The 25,906-nt window shown below is 65.7% G+C and carries 26 protein-coding genes; 10 read left to right on the top strand and 16 right to left on the bottom strand.

Annotated elements, in window-relative coordinates; all coding sequences use genetic code 11:
* Positions 1-4: 4 nt before the first annotated feature.
* The gene (locus ACX12F_RS14745; protein WP_459365305.1) at positions 5-1,273 is read left to right on the top strand and encodes an HNH endonuclease; all 1,269 of its coding nucleotides are present in this window, start codon (positions 5-7) and stop codon (positions 1,271-1,273) included.
* Positions 1,274-1,289: 16 nt separating this feature from the next.
* Here ACX12F_RS14745 and ACX12F_RS14740 read toward each other — a convergent pair whose 3' ends face one another.
* Both ACX12F_RS14740 and lpqN read right to left on the bottom strand, forming a co-directional pair.
* Positions 1,290-1,610, bottom strand: coding sequence for a hypothetical protein (locus ACX12F_RS14740; RefSeq protein ID WP_459365304.1), 321 nt, complete (start codon positions 1,608-1,610; stop codon positions 1,290-1,292).
* Positions 1,611-1,623: 13 nt separating this feature from the next.
* A complete protein-coding gene (gene lpqN, locus ACX12F_RS14735; protein ID WP_459365303.1) occupies positions 1,624-2,307 on the bottom strand; it encodes an envelope biogenesis lipoprotein LpqN in 684 nt (227 codons plus the stop codon).
* A gap of 171 nt (positions 2,308-2,478) precedes the next feature.
* Here lpqN and ACX12F_RS14730 point away from each other — a divergent pair, with 171 nt between their 5' ends.
* The 3 genes from ACX12F_RS14730 to ACX12F_RS14720 all read left to right on the top strand — a co-directional run bounded on the left by ACX12F_RS14730 (position 2,479) and on the right by ACX12F_RS14720 (position 4,996).
* The gene (locus tag ACX12F_RS14730) at positions 2,479-3,465 is read left to right on the top strand and encodes an NAD-dependent epimerase/dehydratase family protein (protein ID WP_459365302.1); all 987 of its coding nucleotides are present in this window, start codon (positions 2,479-2,481) and stop codon (positions 3,463-3,465) included.
* A 64-nt stretch (positions 3,466-3,529) separates the two neighbouring features.
* Positions 3,530-4,378: a polysaccharide deacetylase family protein gene (locus ACX12F_RS14725; protein ID WP_459370356.1), complete on the top strand. Its 849-nt coding sequence runs from the start codon at positions 3,530-3,532 to the stop codon at positions 4,376-4,378.
* A gap of 90 nt (positions 4,379-4,468) precedes the next feature.
* Complete coding sequence (locus ACX12F_RS14720) at positions 4,469-4,996, top strand: lipoprotein LpqH (protein ID WP_459365301.1); 528 nt, start codon at positions 4,469-4,471, stop codon at positions 4,994-4,996.
* A gap of 3 nt (positions 4,997-4,999) precedes the next feature.
* Here the strand turns inward: ACX12F_RS14720 and ACX12F_RS14715 are convergent, their stop codons facing one another.
* From ACX12F_RS14715 to ACX12F_RS14680, 8 genes are all read right to left on the bottom strand, one after another.
* Positions 5,000-6,502 carry an amino acid permease gene (locus ACX12F_RS14715; RefSeq protein ID WP_459365300.1) on the bottom strand — a complete coding sequence of 501 codons (1,503 nt, stop codon included), beginning with the start codon at positions 6,500-6,502 and terminating at the stop codon, positions 5,000-5,002.
* Positions 6,502-7,587, bottom strand: a complete 1,086-nt coding sequence (locus tag ACX12F_RS14710; RefSeq protein ID WP_459365299.1) for a Glu/Leu/Phe/Val dehydrogenase dimerization domain-containing protein — start codon at positions 7,585-7,587, stop codon at positions 6,502-6,504. Before ACX12F_RS14710 ends, ACX12F_RS14715 begins: the two co-directional genes overlap by 1 nt.
* 84 nt (positions 7,588-7,671) lie before the next feature.
* Positions 7,672-11,151 (bottom strand): indolepyruvate ferredoxin oxidoreductase family protein, encoded by a 3,480-nt coding sequence (locus ACX12F_RS14705; RefSeq protein WP_459365298.1) that lies wholly within the window; start codon positions 11,149-11,151, stop codon positions 7,672-7,674.
* Between the two features lie 162 nt (positions 11,152-11,313).
* Entirely contained in the window at positions 11,314-11,796 is a 483-nt protein-coding gene (locus tag ACX12F_RS14700) for an Lrp/AsnC family transcriptional regulator (RefSeq protein ID WP_459365297.1), read from the bottom strand.
* A 30-nt stretch (positions 11,797-11,826) separates the two neighbouring features.
* The gene (locus tag ACX12F_RS14695) at positions 11,827-12,306 is read right to left on the bottom strand and encodes an OsmC family protein (protein ID WP_459365296.1); all 480 of its coding nucleotides are present in this window, start codon (positions 12,304-12,306) and stop codon (positions 11,827-11,829) included.
* 19 nt (positions 12,307-12,325) lie between these two features.
* On the bottom strand, positions 12,326-13,438 hold the full coding sequence (locus tag ACX12F_RS14690; RefSeq protein ID WP_459365295.1) for a hypothetical protein: 1,113 nt from the start codon (positions 13,436-13,438) through the stop codon (positions 12,326-12,328).
* Positions 13,439-13,539: 101 nt separating this feature from the next.
* The gene (locus ACX12F_RS14685; RefSeq protein WP_459365294.1) at positions 13,540-14,667 is read right to left on the bottom strand and encodes a PE-PPE domain-containing protein; all 1,128 of its coding nucleotides are present in this window, start codon (positions 14,665-14,667) and stop codon (positions 13,540-13,542) included.
* Between the two features lie 326 nt (positions 14,668-14,993).
* Complete coding sequence (locus ACX12F_RS14680; RefSeq protein ID WP_459365293.1) at positions 14,994-15,467, bottom strand: GtrA family protein; 474 nt, start codon at positions 15,465-15,467, stop codon at positions 14,994-14,996.
* Positions 15,468-15,589: 122 nt separating this feature from the next.
* Between ACX12F_RS14680 and ACX12F_RS14675 the strand changes: the two genes are divergently transcribed.
* From ACX12F_RS14675 to ACX12F_RS14660, 4 genes are all read left to right on the top strand, one after another.
* Positions 15,590-16,195 (top strand): cadmium resistance transporter, encoded by a 606-nt coding sequence (locus tag ACX12F_RS14675; RefSeq protein WP_459365292.1) that lies wholly within the window; start codon positions 15,590-15,592, stop codon positions 16,193-16,195.
* A gap of 102 nt (positions 16,196-16,297) precedes the next feature.
* Positions 16,298-17,674: a WS/DGAT/MGAT family O-acyltransferase gene (locus tag ACX12F_RS14670; RefSeq protein WP_459370355.1), complete on the top strand. Its 1,377-nt coding sequence runs from the start codon at positions 16,298-16,300 to the stop codon at positions 17,672-17,674.
* A gap of 106 nt (positions 17,675-17,780) precedes the next feature.
* The gene (locus ACX12F_RS14665) at positions 17,781-18,101 is read left to right on the top strand and encodes a hypothetical protein (protein WP_459365291.1); all 321 of its coding nucleotides are present in this window, start codon (positions 17,781-17,783) and stop codon (positions 18,099-18,101) included.
* A gap of 82 nt (positions 18,102-18,183) precedes the next feature.
* Positions 18,184-18,636 carry a Rieske (2Fe-2S) protein gene (locus ACX12F_RS14660; RefSeq protein WP_459365290.1) on the top strand — a complete coding sequence of 151 codons (453 nt, stop codon included), beginning with the start codon at positions 18,184-18,186 and terminating at the stop codon, positions 18,634-18,636.
* A gap of 18 nt (positions 18,637-18,654) precedes the next feature.
* On the opposite strand, the gene ACX12F_RS14655 is transcribed toward ACX12F_RS14660, so the two are convergent.
* The 5 genes from ACX12F_RS14655 to ACX12F_RS14635 all read right to left on the bottom strand — a co-directional run bounded on the left by ACX12F_RS14655 (position 18,655) and on the right by ACX12F_RS14635 (position 23,065).
* Positions 18,655-18,909, bottom strand: a complete 255-nt coding sequence (locus tag ACX12F_RS14655; RefSeq protein ID WP_459365289.1) for a hypothetical protein — start codon at positions 18,907-18,909, stop codon at positions 18,655-18,657.
* A 172-nt stretch (positions 18,910-19,081) separates the two neighbouring features.
* Entirely contained in the window at positions 19,082-20,299 is a 1,218-nt protein-coding gene (locus ACX12F_RS14650) for an RNA polymerase sigma factor (protein WP_459365288.1), read from the bottom strand.
* A gap of 17 nt (positions 20,300-20,316) precedes the next feature.
* Entirely contained in the window at positions 20,317-20,670 is a 354-nt protein-coding gene (locus ACX12F_RS14645; RefSeq protein WP_459365287.1) for a YciI family protein, read from the bottom strand.
* Positions 20,671-20,872: 202 nt separating this feature from the next.
* The gene (locus tag ACX12F_RS14640; RefSeq protein WP_459365286.1) at positions 20,873-22,057 is read right to left on the bottom strand and encodes an MFS transporter; all 1,185 of its coding nucleotides are present in this window, start codon (positions 22,055-22,057) and stop codon (positions 20,873-20,875) included.
* A 519-nt stretch (positions 22,058-22,576) separates the two neighbouring features.
* Positions 22,577-23,065, bottom strand: a complete 489-nt coding sequence (locus tag ACX12F_RS14635) for an Hsp20/alpha crystallin family protein (RefSeq protein WP_459370354.1) — start codon at positions 23,063-23,065, stop codon at positions 22,577-22,579.
* Positions 23,066-23,383: 318 nt separating this feature from the next.
* Here ACX12F_RS14635 and ACX12F_RS14630 point away from each other — a divergent pair, with 318 nt between their 5' ends.
* Positions 23,384-23,812: a cellulose-binding domain-containing protein gene (locus tag ACX12F_RS14630; protein WP_459365285.1), complete on the top strand. Its 429-nt coding sequence runs from the start codon at positions 23,384-23,386 to the stop codon at positions 23,810-23,812.
* 19 nt (positions 23,813-23,831) lie between these two features.
* On the top strand, positions 23,832-24,803 hold the full coding sequence (locus ACX12F_RS14625) for a prenyltransferase/squalene oxidase repeat-containing protein (RefSeq protein WP_459365284.1): 972 nt from the start codon (positions 23,832-23,834) through the stop codon (positions 24,801-24,803).
* A gap of 18 nt (positions 24,804-24,821) precedes the next feature.
* On the opposite strand, the gene ACX12F_RS14620 is transcribed toward ACX12F_RS14625, so the two are convergent.
* Entirely contained in the window at positions 24,822-25,832 is a 1,011-nt protein-coding gene (locus ACX12F_RS14620; protein WP_459365283.1) for an AraC family transcriptional regulator, read from the bottom strand.
* Positions 25,833-25,906: the final 74 nt, after the last annotated feature.

The raw sequence follows: 25,906 nt of genomic DNA, 5'->3' as shown, positions 1-25,906 counted from the left end.
ACGTATGAGCGAATGTGTGGTGGACCCCAGCGCTGACGAGGCGGTGTTGCTGGGTCGGATCGCTGAGCTCGAGCGGGTGAAGGCGGTTGCGGCGGCCGAGCAGGTCCGTGTGGCGGCGTTGTTGGAGGCGCGGCGGATCGAGGCGGCGCGTGCGGGTGGGCCGCGGGTGTCGCGGGCCGCGTTGGGCTCGGAGATTGGGTTGGCGCGGCAGGAGTCCCCGCATCGGGGTGAGCGGTTGATGGCGATGGCCCGCATCTTGGTCGCGGATATGCCGTGCACCCTGGCGGCGCTGGAATCGGGCGTGCTGTCGGAGCATCGGGCGGAGTTGATCACGAAAGAGGCGGCGTGCCTGTCGGTGTTGGATCGTCAGCTTCTGGATGTCGAGCTGTGTGCGGATCCGGTCCCGTTGGCGGGGTTGGGGAACACGCAGGTTTCGGCCGAGGCCGCGCGGATCGCCTATGAGTTGGATCAGCAGACGGTGGTGGACAAGATGACGCGGGCGCGGGCTGCGCGGCATGTGCGGTTTCGGGTGGCCCGTGACGGCATGATGTCGATGACGGTGCTGCTGCCGGCTGCGCAGGGTCAGCTGGTGCGCCAGACGCTCGCGCGTGAGGCGGCGTCGGTCGTGGCGGCGGGGTCGGGGCGCGGCCGTGCGAAGGTTATGGCGGACGTTGTGGTGCAGCGGGTCACGGGCCGCAATCCGGTCGAGTCGCCCGTGCCGGTGACGGTCAATCTGGTGCTCTCGGATCAGACGCTGCTGACCGGGGGTGAGGAGCCCGCGCAGTTGGATGGCTATGGGCCCATTCCGGCGGTGCTGGCTCGCGAGCTGGTGCTGGCTGCGGCCGCTGATGAGAAGGTGGGGGCAGCGTTGCGGCGGTTGTATGCCCAGCCCGGCACCGGCAAGTTGGTGGCGATGGAGTCGACGGCGCGGGCGTTTCCGAAAGGCTTGGCGCGGTTCATCGCGTTGCGGGACCAGATGTGTCGGACCCCGTACTGCAACGCGAGGATTCGGCACACCGACCACGTCACGCCGCATGTCACGAGTGGGCCGACCAGTGCGCACAATGGGGATGGGCTGTGTGAGCACTGCAATTACGTCAAAGAAGAACCCGGCTGGCAGGCGGCCGCGAGTTACGACCGGTACGGCCGGCACACGATCGCGCTGACTACGCCTTCGGGAGCGGTCTACACCTCAACGGCGCCACCGACGCCGGAGGGGTTGCGTATCTTCACCCGCGACGTCTACATCGCGCGCATCCACCCCGCGGCCTAGTTCAACCAACCGGCGACTACGGCCAGGTGCCGGGTCGCGGCGCCGGGCCGGCCGGCGGAGCGGGACGCAGTGCCGCACCGGGCGCAGGCGTGTTCTGCAACGCGCCCAGACACAGGCCGAGTCGTCCTGGTAGACAAGGGATGTTGCCTGAACCGCCGTAGCTGTTGTTGGGTTGGTTCTGCGACCAGCAGATGCCAGTACGGGGATCGAGGATGGTCCCGCCCGCACACGGAGCGGTCGACGCCGTCGGCGGACTGTCCCACGGGGCTGACAGCAAGAGCATGCCGCTGCAGATGGATACCGTCAGGAAGTTGGACGACCGTAACCGCAATTTCATGGTGATGTTCTCCCTATGCGGTGATTTTGGTCTGGGCTTCGATCACGTCGGCGGCATCGATCACGACTTGTTCCTGGCCCTGGAGAGCATCTGCATTGAGCTGCAGGACAAACAGTGCATCTTTGGCGGGAATGATCACCGTTTTCTGCGCGACGACCCGTGCCTTGCCGTTGTAGGTGTAGGTACCGGCTGACTGGATTGCTTCAAAGCCGCTCAGTGAGCTCTTTTCCGGCTCGCCGAGGGGCTTGAAATCCGGCAGGTTTTCCAGCTGGCCGGGGGCGTACTTCAGGATCATGGCGGGATCAACCTTGCCGGTCAGCTTCGAGGCGATGGCGATCATTGTTGGCGGATCGCCGGGGTCGGCCGGTTTGTCGTAAACGATGGCGCCGTAGGCCCAAGCCGGGGTTTTGTCGCCGGCGCTACTCCAGCCGGGCGGGAACGGAAAGTCGAAGTCCGGTGTGCCGGGTTGGTTGGGTTTGAACGGTGTCTCGGCGATGTTGTTCTCGGTGATGTAGTCGTTGATCGTCTTGTTGGGGCCGGCAACGTTCGGCCTGGAAGGCGCTATCGCGCTGGGCGATCCAGGCGAGGAGGGCACGCTTGACGGTCCCGACTCGGTTCTGGTCGAGGTGCTACATCCAGCGTGTGTGATCGCCACGGCTGCCAGCGCCACCGTCGCAGTCGTCAGCACATTGGTCATCGGCCTGCAGCTCCTCGCGTCGACTTCTCTACGCGCGAGCGTAGTCATCGATTGACGGATGCGTCAGATTATTGATCGCCGAGTCATCCCGGCGGCCCGGCGCCCTTCCGGCCTGTTTGCTGCCGTACTAGCGTCAGGGCAGCGGCAGTTCACTTCGGAGGGGTAGGTGTCATGCGGGTCCTGGTCACTGGCGGTACCGGATTTGTCGGCGGTTGGAGTGCGAAAGCCATTGCCGACAAAGGGCATTCGGTCCGATTCCTGGTACGCAATACCGCCCGGCTGCAGACGAGCGTTGCCAAGCTGGGTGTCGATGTCACGGACCACGTGGTCGGCGACATCACCGATCGCGACTCGGTGCTGCGCGCCTTGGACGGGTGCGATGCCGTGCTGCATGCCGCGGCGCTGGTTGCCACCGATCCCAACCACACGGCCCAGATGCTGAGTACCAACATGGACGGTGCGCGCAACGTGCTCGGCGGTGCCGTCGAACTCGGCATGGACCCGATCATTCACGTATCCAGCATCACCGCGTTGTTCAATCCCGACGTCGACAAGCTCGACGCCGACCTGCCGGTGTTCGGCGGTACCGACGGCTACGGCCGGTCCAAGGCCCAGGTCGAGATCTACGCCCGTGGGATGCAGGACGCCGGTGCACCCGTGAACATCACCTACCCCGGCATGGTGATGGGTCCGCCCGTCGGTAACCAATTCGGTGAGGCCGGAGAGGGGGTGGCCCAGGCACTTCAACTCGGCGCGATTCCTGGTCGGAGCGCCGCGTGGACGGTGGTCGACGGGCGGGATCTGGCCGACCTGCACGCGGCGCTGTTGGAACCCGGAAAGGGGCCACGTCGCTATATGGCCGGCGGCCACCGCATCCCGGTGGACGAGTTGGCTCGGCTGCTGAGCGAGGTCGGTGACAAGACCATGCTCTCGGTTCCGGTTCCCGATACGGTCCTGCGAATCGCTGGGCAACTGCTCGATCGGTTGGGCCCGTTCCTGCCATTCCAGACCCCGTTCACCGAAGCCGCCATGCAGTACTACACCCAGATGCCGGACTCGGACGATACGCCCAGCGAGCGCGACCTCGGCATCACCTACCGTGACCCGCGAATCACGCTGGCCGACACCGTCGCCGGGCTCCGAGCGCTCAACCGCTGAGTCGACGCATTCCCCAGTTCTGCGATTGCCAGGAACTGCTGATAGTTTGCGGGCCGTGTCCGTGCTGAACCGCAGAGCCTTCTTGGTCGGCCTGGGGGCAGCCATCACGATTCCCCCCGCCGTGGCGACCATCGAGGTGGCGCGCACAGCGCTGACCACTGCGGTTACGACGCCCCACGCCGCGGCCTCGGCGGCACAGATGCCGGAACTCGCCGGGACCGCGGTCAGGCAGGGCATGACCGCGCTGCTGCCGCCACCATCGCCCGCAGCACGCGTCGCGCTTCCCGGTAGCGGTGTGCTGAGCGTTCTCCCGGGGCAGGGCGATCTCCTGGCCCTGACCGTCGACGACGGTGTCGACAGCGATGTCGTGCGGCTGTACACCCAGTTTGCGAAGGACACCGGCATCCGGCTGACGTTCTTCGTCAACGGCTCTTATCGGTCGTGGACCGACAACGCGTCCCTGTTGCGGCCACTGGTCGAATCGGGCCAGATCCAGCTGGGTAACCACACCTGGTCGCATCCGGACCTCACCACGCAGTCGCCGGCGCAGATTGCCGACCAGATCCAGCGCAACCACGCGTTCCTGTCCAACACGTACGGGGCGGATGCGCGTCCGTATCTGAGGCCGCCCTACGGCCGGCACAACGCCGCTGTGCGGGCCGTCGCCGCCGACCTCGGCTACACGCTCACCACCATGTGGACGGGTTCCTTGGCGGACTCGACGGTCATCACCGAGGACTACATCGTGAAGATGGCCGACACGCATTTCCGGCCGCAGAACATCGTCCTCGGCCATCTCAATCATGCCCCGGTGACCCACGTCTTCGATCGGCTCGCCGACGTCGTCCGGAGTCGCAACCTGCGGACGGTCACTTTCAACGACGTCTTTCTCCCCAACCACCCGACGCCATAGACCTCGTCGCATCTGGAAAAAAGAAATGCGCCGGTCCGTTCAACGGCGTAGATGTTGTGGAGCCGGATTGGTCACGACTGAAGGGGTTCTATGGTGAGGCAACGGGTTGCGATCGGTGCGGTCGGCACTGCGGTCGTCGTCGGGTTCGCCGGAGTCGGCTGTGCGAATGAGAAGCCGTCGTCGGAGCAGCCGAGTTCGACCAGCAGCACTACCAAGGCCACGTCTTCGACGTCCAGCACAGCTGCTTCACCCACGGCGTCCGTGACCGGCAATCCACCGCCCGGTCAGGCCGAGGTTACCGTCGACGGTGTGCGACAGAACATCACCGGCAATGTGGTCTGCACCAATGCGGTCGGTAATTTCAACATCGCCATCGGCCAGAAGGTCTCAGGTGTGGCGGTGGTGCTGACGCCGGATGCCGCGACGGTGCATTCGGTGATCCTGGGCAACGTCAACGGCGTCATTCTCGGCTACCAGCAAGGTATGTCGGGTGGCCAGGCCACCGCGTCCAAGGACGGCAACACGTACACCATCAGCGGCAGCGCGACCGGGGTGACGGCAGCGCTACCGCCCGTGATGGTGACCAAGCCCTTCGAGATCCGGGTTACCTGCAGCTGAGCCTCATGCCGCGATCTGCGTGACGTTGAGGTGCCTGTGCGGCTCGGGGCGCGGTCGCGCCATCATCGAGTGGGACCTGCCATAGGCGAAGTACAGCACCACGCCGATCGCCATCCAGATGACGAACCGCAGCCAGGTCTCGACTTCCAGGTTCAGCATCAGCCACAGGCAGGACAGCGCGGCGAGGATCGGCACAACCGGGATGAAGGGCACGCGGAAGCCACGCTCGAGGTCGGGCCTGGTCCGGCGCAGGATCGGGACGCCGATCGCCACGAGGATGAAGGCGACGAGCGTGCCGATGTTGACCATTCCGGCGAGCGTGCCGAAGTCGACGAACGCCGCCAGGACCGCGCACACGACACCCACGATGACCGTCAGTCGCACCGGCGTGCCGTGCTTGCCGGTGTGCGCGAGGCGGCGGGGGAGCAGGCCGTCGCGGGACATCGCGAACAAAACGCGGGTCTGTCCTAGGAACATGACCATCACGACGGTCGAGAGCCCGGCCAGTGCGCCGATCGAGATGATGTTCTTGGCCCAGGTGTCTCCGTGGATGGCGAATGCCGTTGCAAGGGTGGAATTTTCACCTTGCAGCTGGGTGTAGGGCACCATGCCGGTGAGAACGAAAGACACCGCGACGTAGCAGACGGTGACGATGGCCAGCGCGCCGAAGATGCCGCGAGGGACGTCGCGCTGCGGGTTACGGGTTTCCTCCGCGGCGGTGGCGACCACGTCGAAGCCGATGAAGGCGAAGAAGGCGATGCTGGCCGCCGTCAGCAGACCCAGCCACCCGTAGCTCGTGCCGCCGGTGCCGGTGAGGAACGCCAGCATCGACTGATGCACGCCGTCGGCCTTCGCGGACGGCTGCGCGGCCGGGATGAACGGCGTGAGGTTCGAGGCCTTGAAGTAGGTGGCACCGACAACGAGGATCAGCACGATCACCGAGAGCTTGATCGCGACGGCGACAGCAGAAACCCGCGACGACAACTTGGTTCCGGTCGCCAGCAGGAACCCGACGATCGCGATGATCACCAGTGCGCCCCAGTCGAACTTGATGGACCCGAGATGCACGACCGGTGACACCGCGCCGCCGAGCACTTCGGCGAGATATTGCGACCAGCCTTTGGCGACGACCGCTACCGCGAGCGCGAACTCGAGGATCAGGTCCCACCCGATGATCCACGCGACCAGTTCGCCGAAGGTGGCGTAGGCGTAGGTGTAAGCGCTGCCGGCGACGGGCACAGTCGAGGCGAACTCGGCGTAGCACAGGGCGGTGAGCCCGCACGTGATCGCTGCGATGACGAAGGCCACCGACACGGCCGGCCCCGCCATGTTGCCCGCGGTCTGAGCGGTAAGGGTGAAGATGCCGGCGCCGATGACGACGGCAACGCCGAAAACAGTGAGATCCCTTGCCGTCAGGTCTTTGCGGAGCTTCGAGTCGGGTTCATCGGTGTCCCGGATCGACTGCTCGACTGACTTGGTGCGGAACAGCCCGCCGCCGGCGCCCATCAGATGGCCCCGTCGAGCCGCTGTTCGGCGAACAGGTTCGCGGCAGCGCCGATGCTGAGGCCCGCTTCGCGCGCGGTCGCGATGATGTCGCGGCAGCGGTCGAAGATGCGGGTCACGTCGGCTTCGACAGTCGCGCGGTCTGCGCCGTGCAACTCGCCGGCCACCTGGATGAGGCCGCCGGCGTTGGCGACGAAGTCAGGCACCCAGGTGATCCCGCGACGGCCGAGCAACAACTCGACGTCCGGGGTCGCGAGCTGGTTGTTTGCGGCACCGCAAATCAACTTCGCCTCGATGGTGTCAGCGCTCATAGGCGTCAGAGTAGCCCCGAGGGCACACGGAGCGTAGACATCGAGCGGGGCGTCGGCAACCGAATTGAGCAGGCGCACCGACGGGTGGGCGTTCGAGAGGTGCTGCAGTGCCGCGTCGTTCACGTCGGTGGCGTAGACCTCCGCGCCGTCGGCGAGCAGCAGGTCGATGAGTTCGCGACCCACTTTGCCGACGCCCTCGACCCCGACGGTCCTTCCCGCCAACGTTGCTGCGCCCCAGACAGATTCGGCACCTGCGCGCATGGCGTTGAATACGCCCAGCGCGGTCAGGCGAGCGCTGTCGCCCGAACCGCCCGCGGCGGCGCTGCGGCCGGTCACATGCTCGGTGTACTTGCCCATGACGTCCAGGTCGTCGGTGTTGGTGCCGACATCACCCGCGGTGACATACCGTCCGCCCAGGGTGTTGACGTAGTGGGCGAAAGCGGCGAACAGTGCTTCGCTCTTGTCGCTCGTGGGGTCGCCGATGATCACGGACTTGCCGCCGCCCAGGTTGACGCCGGCGGCTGCGGCCTTGTACGACATGCCCCACGACAGCCGCAGAACATCCTCGAGTGCCTCGAATTCGTCGGCGTACGGGTACATGCGGCAGCCGCCGAGGGCCGGCCCCAGCGCCGTCGAGTGAATGGCGATGATCGCCTTCAGACCGGACTCCGCGTCCTCGCAGAACACGACCTGCTCGTGGCTGCGGGAGCTCAACTTGTGCGAGCGACCGAATACTCCGGCGGGGGTGGCCACCGGTGGGTTGGACACAGAGGTCACTACTACTTCCTTTCTGGTGCCGCATGTTTGGCGGCGTGGGTTGACACTGCCGTAGGTGTGGCGGCAGGACAGCGGGATGGCCTGTCAGGCCGGGATGCCGAGCTCGCGCAGGCGCGCCCGGTACAGTTCGACGTTGCCTAGTTTGATGTCCTCGTATCCGCGGACCATGTCGGGCAGCCCGGCTGCCTCGACGGCCGTGGCGTAGTTGTCGACGGTCAGGCCGGCGGCGAGGCGGAGCACCATATCGGAGTAGTGAGAGAGTAACTGCCGCTCCACTTTTCGGACGTGCGCGTAGCCGAACGGATCCAGCTTGGTGCCGCGCAACACCTTGGCCTTGGCGAGGAGCTTCAGTGCCACATGCGATTTCGGTCCGAAACCGACCTTTTTCGAGCGGCCCATGGCACGCAACGCCGGCGGATGCAGCTTGTAGGTGAGGTTCTCCCCACCTGGTACCTGGGCCTGCACGTCGGCAAGGAACGCCGGATCGACAAGCAGCCGTGCGACCTCGTACTCATCCTTGTAGGCGGTGAACTTGTGCAGCCCGCGCGCCACCGCCGCGCTGAACGCGGTGTTGGCTGTGATGGTGCGCTCCGACTGCCAGACTGCCTGGACGGTTTCGACGTAGCGCCGCGCGACTTTCGCGTTCTGGTAGCGCACCAACGCACCGGACCGCAATTCGACCAGTCGGCGTACTTCGCCGTCGAACGTGGTGCTGGCCAACAGCTCCGGGCGCGCCACGGCCGGGACTGTCTTCGGGCGAGCGGCGTCCACGGCGGCGGCGAAGGCTGCCGGATCGGCGACCGCAACTCGGCCCCAGCGGAAGGCCGCGACGTTGGCGGCGACCGCGACACCGTTGATGCCGATGGCCTCTTCGATGCTTGCCTCGGGCAAGCGCAGTCCGCCGTTCTGGAAGGCGGCACCGACGACCAGGAAGTTGGCCGCCGCAGTGTTGCCGAACAGGGCTTGTGCCGCGGAGAGCGCGTCGAAGTGGGTCAGGGTGCGGGTGTTGGCCGTCAGTCGGTCCAGCAACAATGGGGTCTGGGGGTAGGCAACAGACTTGTCGTACACCATGTCGCCGGTGGGGGTCTGGCTCGTCGAAGCGACCGCGATGGTGCGCTCCGCGCTGCCGTAGGCCAGGTTCCCGTTGTCGGTCGCGGTCAGCAGGTCGATCGCGATGATGCAGTCGGCGCTGCCCGAGGTGAGACGGTTGGATGGCTCCAGCGCGGTCGTCGAGAACCGCAGGTGCGACACGACCGGACCGGCCTTCTGGCTCAGGCCGATCTGGTCGAGGCTCTCCACCTTGTAGCCGGCGCGCAGCGCGGCGGTGGCGAGAACCTGGTTCACCGTGACGATGCCGGTGCCGCCGATGCCGGCCAGCAGGACGTTCTGGGTGCCGCTCGGAACACCGAATCCCGGATCGGCGACGCGCGGCGGTTCGGCGCTCTTGCGCCGAGATGTCCTGCGGCCCTTCTTCTCCGGGGCCAGCTCGACCGTGACGAACGACGGGCAGTCGCCGTCGAGGCACGTGTAGTCCGTGTTGCAGGACGTTTGGTCGATGCGGGTCTTGCGGCCGAATTCGGTGTCGACGGGCTGCACGGACAAGCAGTTCGACTTGGTGCCGCAGTCACCGCAGCCTTCGCAGACCGCTTCGTTGATCACGACGCGGGTGTTGCGGGTAGGCAGCGTGCCGCGCTTGCGCTGGCGGCGCGCGTCGGCGGCGCAGTGCTGGTCGTAGATAAGCACGGTGACGCCCGGGATCTCGCGCAGCACCTTCTGTGCTTCGTCAAGCCGGTCGCGATGCCACAGCAGCGTGCCCTTCGCGAGGGCCTTCTTGTTGTGCCGCGTGGGTTTATCGGCACAGATGATGATCTGCTTGACGCCTTCGGCGGTCAGCTTGTGGGTGAGGCCCGCGACGACCAGACCACCCTCGACGTTCTGTGCGCCGGTCATGGCGACGACTTCGTTGTAGAGCAGTTTGTAGGTGATGTTGACCCCTGCGGCGATGCAGGCCTGGACTGCGAGCTGGCCGGAGTGGAAGAAGGTGCCGTCACCGACGTTCTGGAACAGGTGCGGGACATCGGTGAACGGAGCCTGCCCGATCCACTGGCTGCCTTCGCCGCCCATCTGCGTGATGCCGACCACGGCGCTGTCGCTGCGACCCGACATGGTCACCAGGGTGTGGCAGCCGATGCCGCCGCCGCCGATCGAGCCCTCGGGGATCGCGGTGGACCGGTTGTGCGGGCAGCCGCTGCAGAAGTATGCGGTCCGCTTGGCGGACAACACTTCCAGTGACAGGGCGGGTGGCGGCATGCGCTTCAGTTCGACATGATCGCGCAGCACGCGGCGTAGCGGCGCCAGCAGGCGGGCGGCGGTCAGTTCACCGCCGACAGGGAACAGTGGCACTCCCGCGGCGTCATGTTTGCCGATGATCTGCGGGGCTTGGGCCGTGCCATAAAGGATTTCGCGGATCTGGGTTTCGATGAACGCGGTCTTGTCCTCGACGACGATCACCTGCTCGAGGCCGCGGGCGAACCCCCTGACCGACTGCTGGCCCACCGGGTAGGGCATGCCGATGCGCAACAGGCGAATTCCGGCACGGTGCAGCGCCGTGTCGTCGACACCGAGGTCGAGCAGCGCCTGGCGGACGGCGTCGAAGGTGGTGCCGGTGGCGGCGATGCCGAGCTTTGCGCGGGCCGGGTCGACTTCGAGTACGTCGAGGGCATTGACGTCGCCGAAGGCGCGCACCGTCGCCCAGCGCGGGCCGTAGAGATCGGCCTCGGCCAGCAGGCTGTCGGCCGGTGCGGCCATCGGACGTTGGAGATAGGTGAACGGCTCTCCGTCCCAGAGGATTTCGGGCGCGGTGATCGCAAGGTCGGCCACGTCCGCGTCGACCGTCCATGCGCCGTCGGCAACGTCGGCCACGATCTTCATCGCTACGACGCAGCCCGAGGCCCGCGACAGTGCGACGCCCTGCATGCCCATCGTGATGATCTCTTCGGCGTTGCGCGGGAACAGGACCGGGATGCCGAGAGCCGCAAGGGACCGCTCGCTCACGGCGGGTACGGTCGACGACTTGGACGCCGGGTCGTCTCCGACGAGCAGCAGGACGCCGCCGCGTGGATTCACCCCGTACATGTTCGCGTGGCGCAGCGCGTCGGTGGCGCGGTCGACACCCGGCCCTTTGCCGTACCAGACGCCGATGACACCGTCGTGGGATGCCTTGCCTGCCGGGAGGTCGGTCTGGCTGCCCCACACCGAGGTGGCGGCGAGCTCCTCGTTGAAGCCCGGGGTGAAGACGACGTCGTGTTCGGTCAGCACGCTCGGCATGCCCAACAGCATCTTGTCGACGCCGCCCAGCGGGCTGCCCTGGTAGCCGGAGACGAAGGTGGCGACGCGGCGTCCCGCGCGCAGATCACGGACATGCTGCTCGACCATCATCCGGGCGATGGCCTGTACACCGGTCAGGAGTACCGGTCCGGCGCCGGAGCGGTAGCGGTCGTCGAGGTCGTAGGGCGCGGCGGGCTCCGCCACTGCGCGTTCGGTTCGGGACAGGACACTGGTCATCGACAACCTCCACACTTTCCGCAGCTCAGATCACCAGTCGTAAAGCGCGAACTATGGCAATCAGTGCAGCGAAATCTGCCCCCGTGGGTGATCTACGTCAACAGTCGGCGAAAATGTTGATCAAACTGCTCAATTGTGACGTGGCACACTGTGACGCACGCATCATTTTGTTCGATGTTGGGTCACGTGCTGCACGAGGGGCAGTGATCGGTATTCGACCGGAGTCGCCATGGCAAGCATGGTCTCGGAATGCTTGACGCCGTCGATGCGGTGGACGCGCTGGATCACGCTGAGCAGTTCTTCCTGCGTCTGGGCGGCAATGCGGGCCAGCAGATCCGCTCGCCCGGTCGTGGCATGGACCTCCAGTACATGCGGGATGTCCTGCAGCGCCGCAATGATGGCGTTCATCTTGGTCTGGTCCGTCTCGATGAAGACCAGTGCATGCACCGCGAACCCGAGCTGGGACAGGTTGATGTTCGGCGGGTAGCCGCGTACCAGCCCGGATTCTTCGAGCCGCTTCATCCGGGCCTGGACCGTGTTCCGGGCGACCTTCAGTCGCGACGCGAGCTCGAGAATCGGCGTCCGCGGGTCGGCGGCCAGCTCCGACAGCAGCGCGGCGTCCAGAGCGTCGAGCTTGATGGTCATGCGGCATTTTCCCACGGGGATACCGCGGGTTTACTCCGATTCGGCGACAGTCGTCTGCGCTTCGCACCGGACGTCGAAGTTGACCGAATTGGCGATGAAACACAGGTGGTGGGCACGCTCGTGTACGTCAGTGAGCGCAGCGCGGTGGCGGCCGTCGGCGATCTGCACGACAGGCCGCAGCACCACCTCGGTGAAATATCCACCGCCGTCAGGGGTTTGGGCCATGGTGCCCGACGGGTGGTCGGTGTACCCGGTCACGACGATGCCCTCTTGGGAACACAGGGCCAGGACCCACAGCATGTGACACTGCGACAGGGACGCCACGAGCAGTTCCTCCGGGTTCCAGCGCTGCGGGTCGCCGCGGAACGCCGGGTCAGCACTACCCGCGATCGTGGGCTTGCCATCGCCGCTGACGTCGTGAGCACGGGCGTACTCGCGGTAACCGGAGGTGCCGCTGCCGGTGTTGCCCGTCCAGGTGACCTCGAGCTCGTAGTGGTGCATTTTCGCCATGGTTCAAGTGTCTACGAGATCAGTGATCACTCTTCGACTTGGGGGCTGATTCGGCGTGGCTGCTTCCGCCGTCATGGCCGGCGTGATCGCTGCTCTTCGCAGTGCGCTTGGCGGACGGCGTGGAAGCACTTCCCCCACCCGCGGGCTGCTTCGTCGACTCAGCCGATTGTTCGGTGTGCGAGTCAGAGGCAGCCGCCGACTTCGGCGCTGACGACGGTTTTGATTTGGTCGGCGTAGTGCTCGGTTTCGGTGAGGTGGCGTTGTCGGTTGGTGACTCTGCTTGTGCGTCTGGGGATTTGGCTCCCGTGGTGCCTCGGCCGGCACGTGTCCGTGGCGTAGCGGTGGCGGTGGCGGCGGTCTTCTCGCCCGTCTGGGCGGCTGTGGCAGTGGTCGCGGCGGTCTTCGCTGCGAGTTGCGACGGCGCGGGGGTCGAAACGGCGGCGGCAGCTGTCGAGCGTGAGGCCAACGGATGCGGGGCGCCGGCAATCGCGTTCGCCAACCCCTGCACCGACGACACGACATTGGCGACGGCGGTCAGCGGGTTATGCCCGCTCAGCACTGTGCTCACTCCCGTGGTGGAGAGCGTGGCGACGGCGTAGTACACGCCCACCGCCGCACTGAGGACCTTGACCACATAGATCACCGGGGTGAGTGGTGCAAGGTGGGGTGCGAGCGTTGCGGTGATGGTGTGCGTCGCGGTTGCGGCCGCCGAGCCCGCGGCTCCGATGCCGCTGACCAACTGTTTCACCTGGGTCGACGACGAGGCGCCGGGAAATGCGGTGACCGCGCCGACCAGATTCTGCAGGTCGGTTGCCGTGGAATTGACTTTCTGCACCGCCGTGTACTCGCCGGTGCCCGGATCAACTTGTGCGCTCAGCACCAGCAGCGGGAAGTCGGGTGTCTGCCAATAGATCACGTCGGATGCGACGGCTTGGGCCGCGCCCCCGAGGCCGCCGAGGTATTGGATCGGATTGAAAGCGGCATCAATGGTCGCCGCCGTGAGCGCGTACCGGTAGTCGGCACCCCGGGTCACTGTCGGGTGTGCCGTCGGCACAAGCGGTACCGCAGTCGTCGCCACGACCGCCGCCGAGCACAGCACCGAGAAAGCCGATGCCTGGGCTTTGACCCACATGGGAATTACCTCCTTGATTGTCCGCCACAGCGAAACCTTCGAAAATCTATGGCATGAACCCTGTTTCGCATGGCGGCGGGTTCACGGTGTCAGCGGACTCGTCAGTGCTCGCGCGCTGGACGAACTTTGCTGTCAGACTGCGACTTGGCTGCCTTGTCCTTGGTGCTGCCAGTCGGTTTCGCGCCGGTGGCCGCAGTTGTGTCCTTTGCTGCACTTGCCTTGGCCTCCGGTTTGGCGGCTGATGTCTCAGTGCCCTGACGTGTCGCGTCGGCGGTCTTGTCACGCGCCCGCTGTGCCGGTACGGACTTGGTGGGCTGCTGACGATCGGGCGCTTTTCGCGTAGCCGGAGTGGCCTCGGCGGCTACCGGAGTGCCGACGGGAACTTTCGGCTGAGCCGGCTCAGCCGGTAGCGGGGCAGTCGGACCGCCGGCCTCTACCTGCGGGCGGCGGAAGTAGGCCCGGTCGATCTGCGGCCGGAGCCAGCGGTCGACGAGGGACGTGTTCAGGCCCATATTGCGCAGCGGTTGAGTGAGTGGCAGTCCGGCCGTGGGCACCACGTAGTGCGTGGTGGTGCCGCCTGCGGCGTTGGTGCGGACGGTTTTGAGTGTTCCAGGTGTCGCCGGGTTGGCCGCTGACCCGTAGTCGGTATGCACGAATCCGATACCCATCACGGCGTTGAGGACTGCCAAACGTGTTGGCTTGTCGGGCCAGTCCGAGAAGCCGTCGTATTCGCGAACGATCTCGGTGGTGGGGTAGGACGTTGGCACCGGGACGTTCGGCGCGAAGAGTTGCAGTGCGGGATTCTTGGTGGTGATGCCGCCGGTGGCGTTCTGCGGGTCGCCGAAGGTCACGAATCGCAGGTTGTCAGTAGTCGATCGGCTATGCGAATCCTGCAGCAACCGTGAGAGTTTCACGTAGTTCAGGACTATGGCACCTTGGCTGACCCCGGCCAGGGTGACGGTGCTGTCGGCGGGCACCTGGGCCAGTGTGGCGTTCACGGCGCCGGAACCGACGAGGGCGTCCGCCGCGAACAGTAATCCGGCGGGGTAACCGATGCCGTTGATGGCACCGGCGGACTTGAGGTATCCGCCGGCCAGTCCGAGGGCCTCCTGTGGCGTCGGTGTGACGTCACACAGGCAGGTGCCCTGCAGGTAGAAGGCGACGTCTGGACCGTCCTTCTGGGCGGCTGCCGATGGGTCGACGCTGAGCGACGCGCAGAGGCCGACCACCAAACCTATTGCGCTAAAGCGAAATAGACCGTGCACGGAGCAGTTTCCTATCTGTACGGAAGGATGGAGACTCTGGTTGGAGCGCAGAGCAGCACCACTGGTGCGACGATGTCGCATGGGAAGCTGCTCAGGAATCTCGCCGATGGATCGGCGATGGTGATGGCGACACTGGTGGCGGGACCTCGCCCGTGCGTGTGCTAAACCTGCCTGTCCGCGACCTACCCCCGGTTTGGTACTTCAGTACAGCTTTGACGAAGCGAAATTAACACTGTCACAGCATTTCTGCTCGCCATGAGACGCAGCTCACCGGCGCGCTGTGCGCCCCCTCAGCCTCGGAACACCACCCAGCGCATCGCGCAATACATATAGGCGGCTTCGCACGTCCCCGCGGTGATGCGGGCGACGTGGTACTCGACGCCGAGGGCCGACAACCCGGTCGACACACCAAGGATGAACGCCAGGTAGTTGACCGCCACCACGACGATGTAGACGGCGAGTTGCGGGCCGACGGCACTGTGCGAGCTGAAGTTGAAGATCCGGTTCAGGACATAGCTCAGCCCGAACGCGCAGACGTAGGAGATCGTCACCGCCACCGCCAGCGGAAGGCTCAACCCATCACGTAATGCAGTCAGGAGCAGCAGGTCGACTGCGAACGTGCAGCCGTTGATCAGTGCGAACCCCAGAAAAGTCGACGCAACAATCGATTTGAGCCCCCACGGCAACCGGCTGACCGCCAGTTCGCAGCCGCGGTGAAAACCGTCGACAGCGCGCTGCAGGCCACTCGCCGAGTCGACGGTCACGCGGGCACTGTGTCATGTGCCGGCGTCGACCAGGTTACCGCGAGACGAACTCTGCACGTGGGACCCAGGCAGCGTCCCGTAATGTCCTCACCGATGAGTGCCGTCCCGAGGAGTGCGACGGCATGAGTCTGGCCACAGTCAGCCAGGCCGTCGCGGCGTTCGCCGTCACCAACATCGACGACCTTGTGGTGCTTGCGGTCTTCTTCGGCAAGGCACGGGGCCATCGCAGCGCGGCGGCCCGGGTGGTTGCGGGCCAGTATCTCGGCTTCGTGGCGATCTTGGTGGTGTCGACGAGCGCCGCCCTTCTCGGTGCCGCCCTCCTGCCGAGGACTGCGCTGCCTTATCTCGGCCTGCTCCCAATCATGTTGGGGCTCAGAGCCGCATGGGTGGGCTGGCGAGGCCGGGTTGCCGAACCGACGGGAACCGAGGACGCAGCACCGCCGCCCGCGCCGGGTATGTGGCAGGTCGCGGGCATCACGTTCGCAAACGGCGGCGACAACATCGGTGTCTACGTACCGATGTTCGCGGTCGCCACTACCGGCACGCTCGCGGCGTATGTCACGGTGTTTCTGATCGGGGTCGGCGTGTGGTGTGCGGCAGGCCGCTACTTCGCTGCCCACCCGGTCGTGGCCAATGCGTTTTCCCGCTGGGGCCACATCATATTTCCCGTCGTCCTGATTGCCATCGGTACCACGATCCTGGTCGATGGCGGCGTGTTCGGCGGGTGAGTTCTGGCGCGAGAGCGCCGTTCACGCGTTTTGCCGTCGGGCCGCCAAGTGCTGGGTAAGTTCACCCGGGTGACGAGTAAACGACTGTCTCCGCTCGACTCGATGTTCCTGGCGGCAGAATCTCCCGAGACGATGATGCATGTCGCGGGCCTGATGCAGTTTGGCCTGACGTCGGGCGACGCGGGGGACATTCTGGATCAACTGCGGGACGAGATCTATGGGTCCAACGAGATCGAGCCACCGTGGAACATGAAGCTGCAGACCCCGTGGTTCCTGCTGAACCCGTTGCAACGGTGGGTCGAGGACACGAAGTTCGACGTCATGTATCACGTTCGGCGTTCTGCCCTGCCACGTCCGGGCGATCAGCGTGAATTGGGAATCCTGATCTCCCGCTTGCATGCTCGGCAATTGGACCTGACGCGTCCACCGTGGGAACTGCACATCATCGAAGGCCTCGACGATGGCAATGTCGCGTTGTACGTGAAGATGCACCACTCACTCGTCGACGGCTATACGGCGATGAAGACGCTCATCCGGTCGATGTCGACCGATCCGTCTGATGCCGAAACACCCTTGTTCTTCAGGAATCCGGTGCCCAAGCGGGAGCGGAAGAAGGACGAGAAGGACAGCAGCCTCATCCCCGACATCGGCGGTTTGCTGCGGTCCATCACCTCTGAGTTGTCGACGGTCATCGAGCTGCCCGCTGCCTTCGCCAAGCTGGCATTCACCGCCGTCAGCAAGAGCAATCCGCTCGTCGGGCCAGGTCAGGCGCCACACACCATCTTCAACGGCCGCATCGGTCGGAGCCGCCGGTTCGCGACGCAGCAATACGACATCGCCCGGCTGCGGGCCGTTGCCGAGGCCGTCGGCGGAACTCTCAACGACGTCGCGCTCGCCATCTGCGGCGGCGGGCTGCGCGACTATCTGCTGGGACTCGATGCCCTACCCGAGAAATCTCTGATCGCCATGCTGCCGGTCAACATTCGGCCGAAAGACGATCCCGGCGGCGGCAATGCCGTCGGCGCGATTCTTGCCACCCTGGGTACCGATATCATCGACGCGCGCGAGCGGATCGAAGCGATCAGCGAGTCGACCCTGGCCGCCAAGGAGCAGTTGTCGGGCATGACCAGCAACGCGATATTGGCCTACACCGCCGCGCTGATGGCGCCGTTCCTCGTGCAGACCGGTGCCGCCACGATGGGGGCGCCGAAGGTGGCGCCCGCGTCGTACAACGTCATCCTGTCGAACGTGCCGGGCCCGGACTACCCGCTGTACTTCCGGGGCAACGAACTCGTGTCCAGCTATCCGGTGTCGATTCCGGTGCATGGTGTCGGACTCAACATCACCTGCCAAAGCTATTCGGGCACTTTGAATTTCGGCTTCACCGGCTGTCGTGACTCGATGCCTCACATGCAGAAGCTCGCCATCAAGACCGGTGAGGCGTTGGCCGCGTTGGAAAGCGCCTATGGCCTGGCGTGAAAACACTGCGTAACGGCAATTGACCCAAGTGTTGAAACGACCCGTCGAAACGGGTCCATTGGTGCTACCTTCACCGGACCAGTTAGCACCGGAGAGTGGGTGTGCAATGAGCGCAACAACGTCAGCTTTCGCTCGTTTGTCAGTGGCGGCGGCAACGTTTGGGGTTGCGGCTGCCGTGGTCGGGTTGGTCGGCTTGCCGATCGCGCACGCCGACGACGGCCTGACGTGTGCGGACGGCCTCGTAGCATCCGGGGACACCTGCGTGCCCGCAGGCGGTGGCGCCGCCGCGCCGGCCGCACAAGGTCCCTTCGACGCACCAGAATCGTCTCTTGACGATCCCAGCTTGTTCACGCCGCCGTTCGAACTGACCGAAGGAGAGGTCGCTTCGCCCGGGTACAACGCCGGGGGCGGCGGCGGACGGCGGTAAGCCTGCCGCAGATTTGCTCAGATCTCGCTTCTCTCAGCCCTACGTCTGCCAGCATGGCGTAGGGCTGAGAGGGGCTGGATAGATGGCAGACAGTGAGCACGGCAGCGATCCGACTGCGGCGAGTCGCCGCGGCGTTCTCATCGGCGCCGGCGCCGTCGGTGCAGGAATGGTTCTTGCCGCCTGCGGTGGCAAGAACTCCGGGTCGCCCGCCGGTCAGCCCTCGAGCAAGGCGACGACTGCCACCGCCGCATCGACCTCGGTGAAAACCGCCGATGTGCCAGTCGGTGGGGGTGCGGTCCTCAAGGAGTCGAAGATCGTCGTCACCCAGCCGAGGGCGGGTGAGTTCAAGGCGTTCAGTGCGGTCTGCACCCACCGGCAGTGCACGGTGTCGAAGGTCGCCGACGGCACCATCGACTGTCCCTGCCACGGAAGCCGATACAGTGCCGTGGACGGCTCCGTGGTCAAGGGCCCCGCGGAGAAGCCACTGGCTCCGAAGACGGTGACGGTCGCCGGTGACACGGTGACCGTCACCTGAGCTCTGCCGCTGCGGCGCCTAGACGGAACCGTCGCACCCCCGGATGCCACCGGTGACCACCTTGGGCGGTTCCGGCGTGGGGTTGAAGCCACGAATCGCGCCCGGCGAGCTGATCCGGGGTGTGACGGAGACATTGACCGGCTTGCCCGGAGGTTCCGGCTGCGGGTTGAAGGCCTGAGCCGTGCCCGACGCCAGGCCGAAGCCGACAAGCGCCAAGCCGCCCGACAGCAGCGCCGTACCCGCGACCTTCTTGATGTTGTGAATGCTGAGCATGATGGCTCCCTCTCGCTGAATCGGCCTGTCTGACCGTTGGCAGCAATACTGAGGTGCGGTCCTTGGTGGATTCTTGGCAGATTCCAGTGGCTAACGGGTATAGCGGCCGCCATCGGTGTGCCGGCATGGCAAAGCTCGCCGATCAGCTTGCGCCCGAGGCGAATTGAGCCAATCAACCGCGGAGCGCGTCGCGGGCGCGGCGCAGGTGAGCCGACTCGATCGGGTTGGCCGCATGGTCGGCCGCCCGGTCGTAGGCGTCGGCAGCCTCGGCGGTTCGGCCGAGCCGCGACAGGAGCGAGGCGCGGACCGCGTGGTAGACGTGGTAGCCAGGTAGATCGATTGCGTCCACCAGGTCCAGTGCCGTCTGCGGGTCGTGCACCTCGGCGATCGCCACGGCCCGGTTGAGAGCTACGACAGGTGTGGGCGCAACGATCATCAGTTGGTCGTACAGCGCGAGAATCTGGCACCAATCGGTGGCGGATGCCGAGGGTGCGTCACTGTGCACGGCGTTGATCGCAGCCTGGATCTGGTACGGGCCCGGCCGGTTCCGGCGCAGGCAGCGGCGAACCAGCGCCTGGCCTTCGGCGATGTAGCGGTGATCCCACCGACTTCGGTCCTGATCGGCGAGTAGAACCAGATTCCCTTCGGCATCGGTGCGGGCAGCACGTCGTGCCTCGGTCAGCAACATCAGCGCGAGCAGCCCCAATGCCTCGGGCTCATCGGGCATCAGCTCGACCAGCAGTCGGCCAAGACGCACGGCTTCCGTGGTGAGATCAGCTCGTACGAGATCGTCGCCCGAGCTTGCGGTGTGGCCCTCGTTGAAGATCAGGTACACCACGGCGAGCACTCCGTGAATGCGGTCGGGTAAGTCGCTGTCGTGGGGCACCCGGTAGGGGATGTGCGCGTCGCGAATTTTGCGTTTGGCGCGGACGAGACGTTGAGCGACAGCCGATTCCGAGACGAGGAAAGCGCGCGCGATCTCGCTGGCCGACAGGCCAGCGAGCAGGCGGAGCGTGAGCGCCACTCTCGCCTCGAGGGCCAGCGCCGGGTGGCAGCAGATGAAGATCAATCGGAGGCGGTCGTCGCGCACAGGTCCGGCTTCGAGTTCATTTGCGTCGGCCACCGGATAGAGCAGGGCTGCCTGCGCGTGCCGCTCGTCGCGCGTCGACTCTCTACGGAAGCGGTCGACGATCGCATTTGCGGCAGTGGTGATGATCCATCCGGCTGGGCTCGGCGGTGGCCCAGCCCGCGGCCATCGGTCCAGAGCCTTGGCGAAGGCATCCTGGACTGCTTCTTCGGCGAGGTCGATGTCACCGTATCGGCGGACCAGGACGGCCACCGCCCTGCCGTACTCGCGGCGGAACACATCGGCGATATCCGCTGGCGGCATCGGCGGCACGGTCGAGCTCAGCCCTGTGCACCGAATCGAAACGGGCGTACTTCGATCGGGAGGAGCCGGACGGCCTCAGCCTGCTTGCGCGCCCATTCGAGAGCGGAGTCCAAGTCGGGTACGTCGATGATGGTGAAGCCGCCCAGATGCTCTTTGCCTTCGGCGTACGGGCCGTCGGTGGTCAATATGGCGCCCTCGTGGGCCCGCACCACGGTCGACGCATCCGGGCCGTGCAAACCACCGGAGAACACCCATACTCCGGCCGCACGCATGTCGTTCTCGACCACATTCAGCGCATCCATGATCGGCTCCAGCACCTCGGGCGGCGGCGGATCGCCGACCGGCTGATGCATGGCAAGTAGGTAGTGCATGCTCGTCACTCCTCGTTCAGGGGGGCAGCCAGAGCGCCGCCCCTCACCTTCTACACGAACGACCATCCCGATTATCGACACCCTAGCGAGGGCAGTAGTCCCGGCCCACCGGCGTAAACGTCGTAGTGTCCACCGCGGCTGCGCTACGACTCCGTGGGAGCGATCGATGACATCTTGATCGACGCCACCGTCGACGCGGCGCTCACGGCGTGTGGTGCGGTCGATCGGTCGTGAGGAGCGCGGCGGCCAGTAGCGCTGCGCCGCAAACACTCACAGTGGCAGGCCAACCGTATGAGGCTGCTGCGGCCGCACCGAATGCCGTCCCTACGCTGCCGCCGACGAAGTAGACGAGCATGTACGCACTGTTGAATCGTGCGGGCGCACATGGGTCGATGGCCAGGATTGTCGTCTGGTTCGCAACCTGTGCCGCGAACAGGCCGGCGTCGAACATCGCCAGAGCGACCATCGTCGCCGCGGAGTTGTGCAGGCCGAGCGCAAGTATGGGGCAGGCGATACCGGCGGCCGTAAGGCCCAGCAGCACGACCGGCCGGAATCCGAACCGGTCCGTGCAGCCACCGGCGATACGCGTCGCGAAGATGCCGGCGATGCCGGCCAGCGCGTAGAGCCCGATCTTTGTGGCGTGCAATGAGAACGGCTCTCGCGAGAGCGTGACCGCGATACCGGACCAGATCGCGCAGAAAGCGAAGAACCACAGGGTGCCGCGCAGCGCGCCGCGACGCAGCACCGCGGTACGCAGGAGAAGTCCGGGCGTCGACACCAGGCCGGCGAGGTAGCCGTGCACAACGGTTCCCGTGGCAGTCGGCAGCAGCAACAGGCAGGACGCGGAGACACCGACGGCAGCCGCAGCCATAACCAAAAGCATGGCCTGCCAACCGATCACGTCGGTCAACCAGCCGCCGACGATACGGCCGGCCAATATGCCAGCGGAGATGCCGGCGGTGACGATACCGAGGACGGTCGAGCGACGGTGCTCGGGCGCAAAGCGTCCGACCACCGAGCTCAGGCCTGCCCCCACCGACGAGAAGGCCCCCGTCAGAAGTACTCCGATACCGACCAGCCAGGCCGTGCCGGCCGCGGCGGTCAGCGCCAGCGCACCGCCGAGGGCCAAGAATTCCAGCGCCAGGACGCGCCGCGGAGAGAACCTGTCAACTAGTGGCACGAGCAGGGCCAGACCCAGCATGTAGCCCACTGGGCCGCCCGCCAGCGCAGCGCCGACGGCGGCCGGACCGGCGTCCAGCGACCGGGTGAGGTCGGCGATCGCCGGTTGAAGAGGATAAATCGCTGCGGTGCCCAGGGCGGCCGCTAACGCCATGAAAAGAACTGCGCCTCTGGTGATTACCGGATTCGGTTGGGCAATTGTGGTCACGCATCGACGCTAGCGATGGAGCCGCGCCGGCCGCTGGCGGGTTTCCGCCAGCGCAGTCGGTCAGCTCTTCCAGACCCACCCTGTCGGCACCGCCGGCTGCCTAGATCGGGCATTGGCGCGTCTGCATCGATGGGCTCCGCTGCACCGGAGTCATCTTTCGCACCGGCCCACAATGCGGTCGCCGAGAGGCGGGCCACCAAGACCGACCAGCGCACCGGGGCCCTTGTAGAGCACACCCGATGGCCGGTGGCGTCGGCCGCTGACAGCGGGGGGCTTCGGCGGGGCAGAAGATGGCGTCGACTTCGGCGATCAGCGCTATCACCATCGCGGGGTCATCCACGCCCAGGGACTGGGCCAACTCATCTGGCGTGATGGTTTCAGGCGCCGCCGGCGCCGCAATCATGCTGTACCGCATCACTTTTCACCTCCTTGCGCTGTCGGCATCACACCGACCATTCAAGAACGTGGCGGTACCGGTGCCGGGCTGCGACGCTGCGCAGCCCGGCACTCCGGTCCGGGTCAGGCGTTCACCGGCTCCTTGGCCGTAGCCTTGTCGGCAACAGGGCTGCCATCCTCGGTGATCACTCGATTCTCTTTGATCGCCTTGGCTTCACCGGCTCTGCCGACCGTGATCTTGCGGGGTTTGGCCTTCTCCGCCACCGGGATCACCAGTCGAAGCACCCCGTCGTGGTAGTCCGCGGTGATCCGGCCGGTGTCGAGGTTGTTGCCGAGCACCAGTTGTCGGGAGAAGACGCCTCGCGGCCGCTCGGCGGCCAACATTTCCCGCGCCGAATCGACCGGGGCGCGTTCGGCACGAACGGTCACCACATTGTTCTCGATGTCGAGGTCGAGCGAGTCGGCATTGATGCCGGGCAGGTCGAACTCGACGTGGAACTCATCACCGTCACGCCAGGCGTCCATGGGCATTCCCGCGGGCCGGGCCGCGGTGCCGAGGATCTCTTGGGTGAAGCGGTCAAGGTCGCGGAACGGATCAGTACGCAACAGCATCGTGGCCACCTCCAGGTTTCCTTTCTCTTTAGCCATCTGTGCGCTGCCAGCCCGATTATCTGTGTCAGCTGGCATAGATTCGTTTTAGCACTCGGCACCGGCGAGTGCAAGTACGTGATTCGGGAAATTTTTTGGCCGTGCGTCAGGGGCGGGTATGCGGCGGCGGTGGGAACCGGACGGCGCTCGTGACGATCGCGGCGGTGTCGATCCACGTGACACGTCGAAAGATTTCGTGACGGTTGCAATTGCGCAAAGGTACGGCAGCCCACCCGCTGCGCCAGACCGCACGCTGACCGGCGGGCCTTAGGCTTGGCCGCGATGACTGGACTGAACTCCCACGTGAAGCGCTGGCGTACAGCGCTTCACGTCGTGGTGTCCGCGATGGCGGTGGTCATTGTCGGGCTTGCCGGTACTCCGGTGGCCTATGCGGCCGCGGCTGGGGCGCGGTTGGTGGTGCAGCACACGTGGCAGGACGGTTTCATCGCGCGCTACGTCATCACCAACTACAGCACTGTCCCGATGGCGGACTGGAAACTCGAATTCGACATGCCGATGGGACAGTCCATCTCGCATACGTGGAATAGCACATTCACCCAATATGGCACCCACTACGTGATCACCCCCGCGAGCTGGAATCGCGTCATTCCGCCCGGTGGATCTGCCAATGGTGGAATCCGTGGCGTGCTCAGCGGGACGTACACGCCACCGTCGAATTGTGTGCTCAACGGCCAGGTGTACTGCTCGTAGCGATGACGGTGGTCTGATCATGAGTGCGGCGTTGACGGACTGGTTGTTGGACTCCGACCCGACGCTGCGCTGGCAGGTCGAGCGCGACCTGCTCGATGCCCCGCCCGAGGTGTGGGAAGCGACGCGGGCGCGAATCGCGACCGAGGGCTATGGCGCACGCCTGCTCGCACTGCAAGAAGCCGATGGGCAGTGGGCGGGTGGGGCCTTCTTTCCGGCGGACTATGACTTCGACGACCCCGAGCGGGCCGAAGATGGCCAGCCATGGACGGCCACCACGTGGACACTGAATACGTTGCGGGAGTGGGGCCTTGACACAACGGTCTTGCGAGAACGCCGGACGGCGGAATTGCTTGATGCGTATTGCCACTGGGAGTACGACGACCTGCCCTACTGGTCGGGTGAGGTGGATTGCTGCATCAACGCGTGGACGTTGGCCAACGGAGTGTGGCTGGGCGCGGACGTCAGCGGCATCGCAGGCTGGTTTCTCGACCATCAGCTGCCTGACGGTGGGTGGAACTGCGACTGGGTCGAGGGGTCGCGCCGATCGTCGTTCCATTCCACGCTGAATTCCTTGAAAGGGCTGCTCGCTTTCGAGACGGTCGTCGGCGGCAACGTCGACATCCGCGCAGCGCGCCGCCGTGGCGAGGAGTATCTGCTGGAGCGCCGGCTGATCAACCGGCTGACGACGAATCAACCAGTGGGACAATGGATCAACGACTTCAGTTATCCCATGCGCTGGAGCTACAGTGCCCTGGGTGCGTGCGACTATTTTCGCCTGGCAGCCACGCACGACGGCACCGTTCCCGACCCGCGGATGACCGAGGCCATCGGCATCGTGCGCGCCGCGCGGCGGTCCGACGGCACGTGGCTGCAAACGGGCCGGCAACCCGGGCGGGTCTGGTTCGAAGTCGATGTGCCGGCCGGGCAACCGTCGAAGTGGCTCACCCTCCACGCGACGCGGGTGCTCGATTGGTGGGAGGCTGCGAACTGACTGCGGCTCAGACGCGTCTCAGCTGCGAGCTGCCCGGAAGGCGCGCGGGCTCATCCCATGCCACCGGCGGAAGGCCTGCGAGAAACTCGACAACTCGACGTATCCCAGCCGATTGGCCGTCTCGGCGACCGTCAACCGGCCTTTGATCAGCATTTCCTCCGATAATCTCTGCCGGATTTCGTCGAGCAGTTCGCGATAGGACGTGCCCTCGGCGCCGAGGCGGTGACGCAACGTGCGGGGGCTCATCATCAGCAAATGGGCGATCTCGTGTGCATTAGGCGGCTGCGCCGGGGACGCCAGCAGCAGGTCACGAACCTGTCCTGACAGCCCGGTTCGGCTGCGCCGCTCCTCCAGGAGATTGCGGCACTGCTCCTGTGTCGCCGCGGAGTTGTAGGCATTGGCTTGTGGCAACGGCAGGTCGAGGAGGTCGACGGGCAGGATCAGCAGGTTTTCGGGTGCGCCGAATTCCGGCTCGGTGTCGAACGCCGCGAGGTACCGGTCGAGGCTGGACGGGCGGGGATGGGTGAACTGAACTCCGAAGGGTGGCAGTTCCGTCGACAGTTCGCGCTTGATCACGGCGATGGCGGTGGCCAGCCGGTCGATGTCGAAGCGGCGAACCAGGTCCGGTGTGCCCGGGGCCTCCAGGACGATGTGGAACTCGTCGCCGACCACTCGAGTTGCGAGGGTGGAAGACGCGAAGGTCAGATCGAGATACCGCACTCCGACATCAATGGCGCTGCGCAAGGTCGGGCTGCTGATCAACGCGAACCCGAAGATCCCGTAGGTGGCCAGACGATAGCGGAGTCCCGCCTCGACGCCGAGGTCGTCGGGATAATCAAGTGCCTCCAGCAGATTCGTGACGACGGCCAATTCCTGCCGGGCCGTGACCTCGGCGCTCGGGCGTTGCAGGCCGTGAACGGTCAAGCGGGAGCCGGCAAGGCAGGTCTTCGGGCTCACACCGCGTTCGCCGGCCAGCCCGAGGAGCACGCCGACACTTGCCGGTGTACGGGGAATGTCCCAATCAACCACATTGCCAAACCTAGTAAGTCGAGGCGCACTCGCATTGCCACTTCGAGTAACTATTTAGCCACTTGTGCTCTCCC

The organism is Mycolicibacterium sp. HS_4_1 (assembly GCF_054515875.1).
Note: the sequence above shows the minus strand (reverse complement) of the source record. Positions and strands in the feature narration are given on the sequence as shown.

What these genes read in the sequence shown, in the direction of transcription:
- ACX12F_RS14625 (WP_459365284.1), top strand. Translation starts at nt 23,832, where the DNA reads ATGAGTGCGGCGTTGACGGACTGGTTGTTGGACTCCGACCCGACGCTG.
- ACX12F_RS14650 (WP_459365288.1), bottom strand. Translation starts at nt 20,299, where the DNA reads ATGCCGCCAGCGGATATCGCCGATGTGTTCCGCCGCGAGTACGGCAGG.
- ACX12F_RS14675 (WP_459365292.1), top strand. Translation starts at nt 15,590, where the DNA reads ATGAGTCTGGCCACAGTCAGCCAGGCCGTCGCGGCGTTCGCCGTCACC.
- ACX12F_RS14655 (WP_459365289.1), bottom strand. Translation starts at nt 18,909, where the DNA reads ATGCTCAGCATTCACAACATCAAGAAGGTCGCGGGTACGGCGCTGCTG.
- ACX12F_RS14645 (WP_459365287.1), bottom strand. Translation starts at nt 20,670, where the DNA reads ATGCACTACCTACTTGCCATGCATCAGCCGGTCGGCGATCCGCCGCCG.
- lpqN (WP_459365303.1), bottom strand. Translation starts at nt 2,307, where the DNA reads ATGACCAATGTGCTGACGACTGCGACGGTGGCGCTGGCAGCCGTGGCG.
- ACX12F_RS14665 (WP_459365291.1), top strand. Translation starts at nt 17,781, where the DNA reads ATGAGCGCAACAACGTCAGCTTTCGCTCGTTTGTCAGTGGCGGCGGCA.
- ACX12F_RS14705 (WP_459365298.1), bottom strand. Translation starts at nt 11,151, where the DNA reads ATGACCAGTGTCCTGTCCCGAACCGAACGCGCAGTGGCGGAGCCCGCC.
- ACX12F_RS14690 (WP_459365295.1), bottom strand. Translation starts at nt 13,438, where the DNA reads ATGTGGGTCAAAGCCCAGGCATCGGCTTTCTCGGTGCTGTGCTCGGCG.
- ACX12F_RS14715 (WP_459365300.1), bottom strand. Translation starts at nt 6,502, where the DNA reads ATGGGCGCCGGCGGCGGGCTGTTCCGCACCAAGTCAGTCGAGCAGTCG.
- ACX12F_RS14730 (WP_459365302.1), top strand. Translation starts at nt 2,479, where the DNA reads ATGCGGGTCCTGGTCACTGGCGGTACCGGATTTGTCGGCGGTTGGAGT.
- ACX12F_RS14695 (WP_459365296.1), bottom strand. Translation starts at nt 12,306, where the DNA reads ATGGCGAAAATGCACCACTACGAGCTCGAGGTCACCTGGACGGGCAAC.
- ACX12F_RS14670 (WP_459370355.1), top strand. Translation starts at nt 16,298, where the DNA reads ATGTTCCTGGCGGCAGAATCTCCCGAGACGATGATGCATGTCGCGGGC.
- ACX12F_RS14660 (WP_459365290.1), top strand. Translation starts at nt 18,184, where the DNA reads ATGGCAGACAGTGAGCACGGCAGCGATCCGACTGCGGCGAGTCGCCGC.
- ACX12F_RS14720 (WP_459365301.1), top strand. Translation starts at nt 4,469, where the DNA reads ATGGTGAGGCAACGGGTTGCGATCGGTGCGGTCGGCACTGCGGTCGTC.
- ACX12F_RS14745 (WP_459365305.1), top strand. Translation starts at nt 5, where the DNA reads ATGAGCGAATGTGTGGTGGACCCCAGCGCTGACGAGGCGGTGTTGCTG.
- ACX12F_RS14635 (WP_459370354.1), bottom strand. Translation starts at nt 23,065, where the DNA reads ATGCTGTTGCGTACTGATCCGTTCCGCGACCTTGACCGCTTCACCCAA.
- ACX12F_RS14700 (WP_459365297.1), bottom strand. Translation starts at nt 11,796, where the DNA reads ATGACCATCAAGCTCGACGCTCTGGACGCCGCGCTGCTGTCGGAGCTG.
- ACX12F_RS14630 (WP_459365285.1), top strand. Translation starts at nt 23,384, where the DNA reads ATGACTGGACTGAACTCCCACGTGAAGCGCTGGCGTACAGCGCTTCAC.
- ACX12F_RS14740 (WP_459365304.1), bottom strand. Translation starts at nt 1,610, where the DNA reads ATGAAATTGCGGTTACGGTCGTCCAACTTCCTGACGGTATCCATCTGC.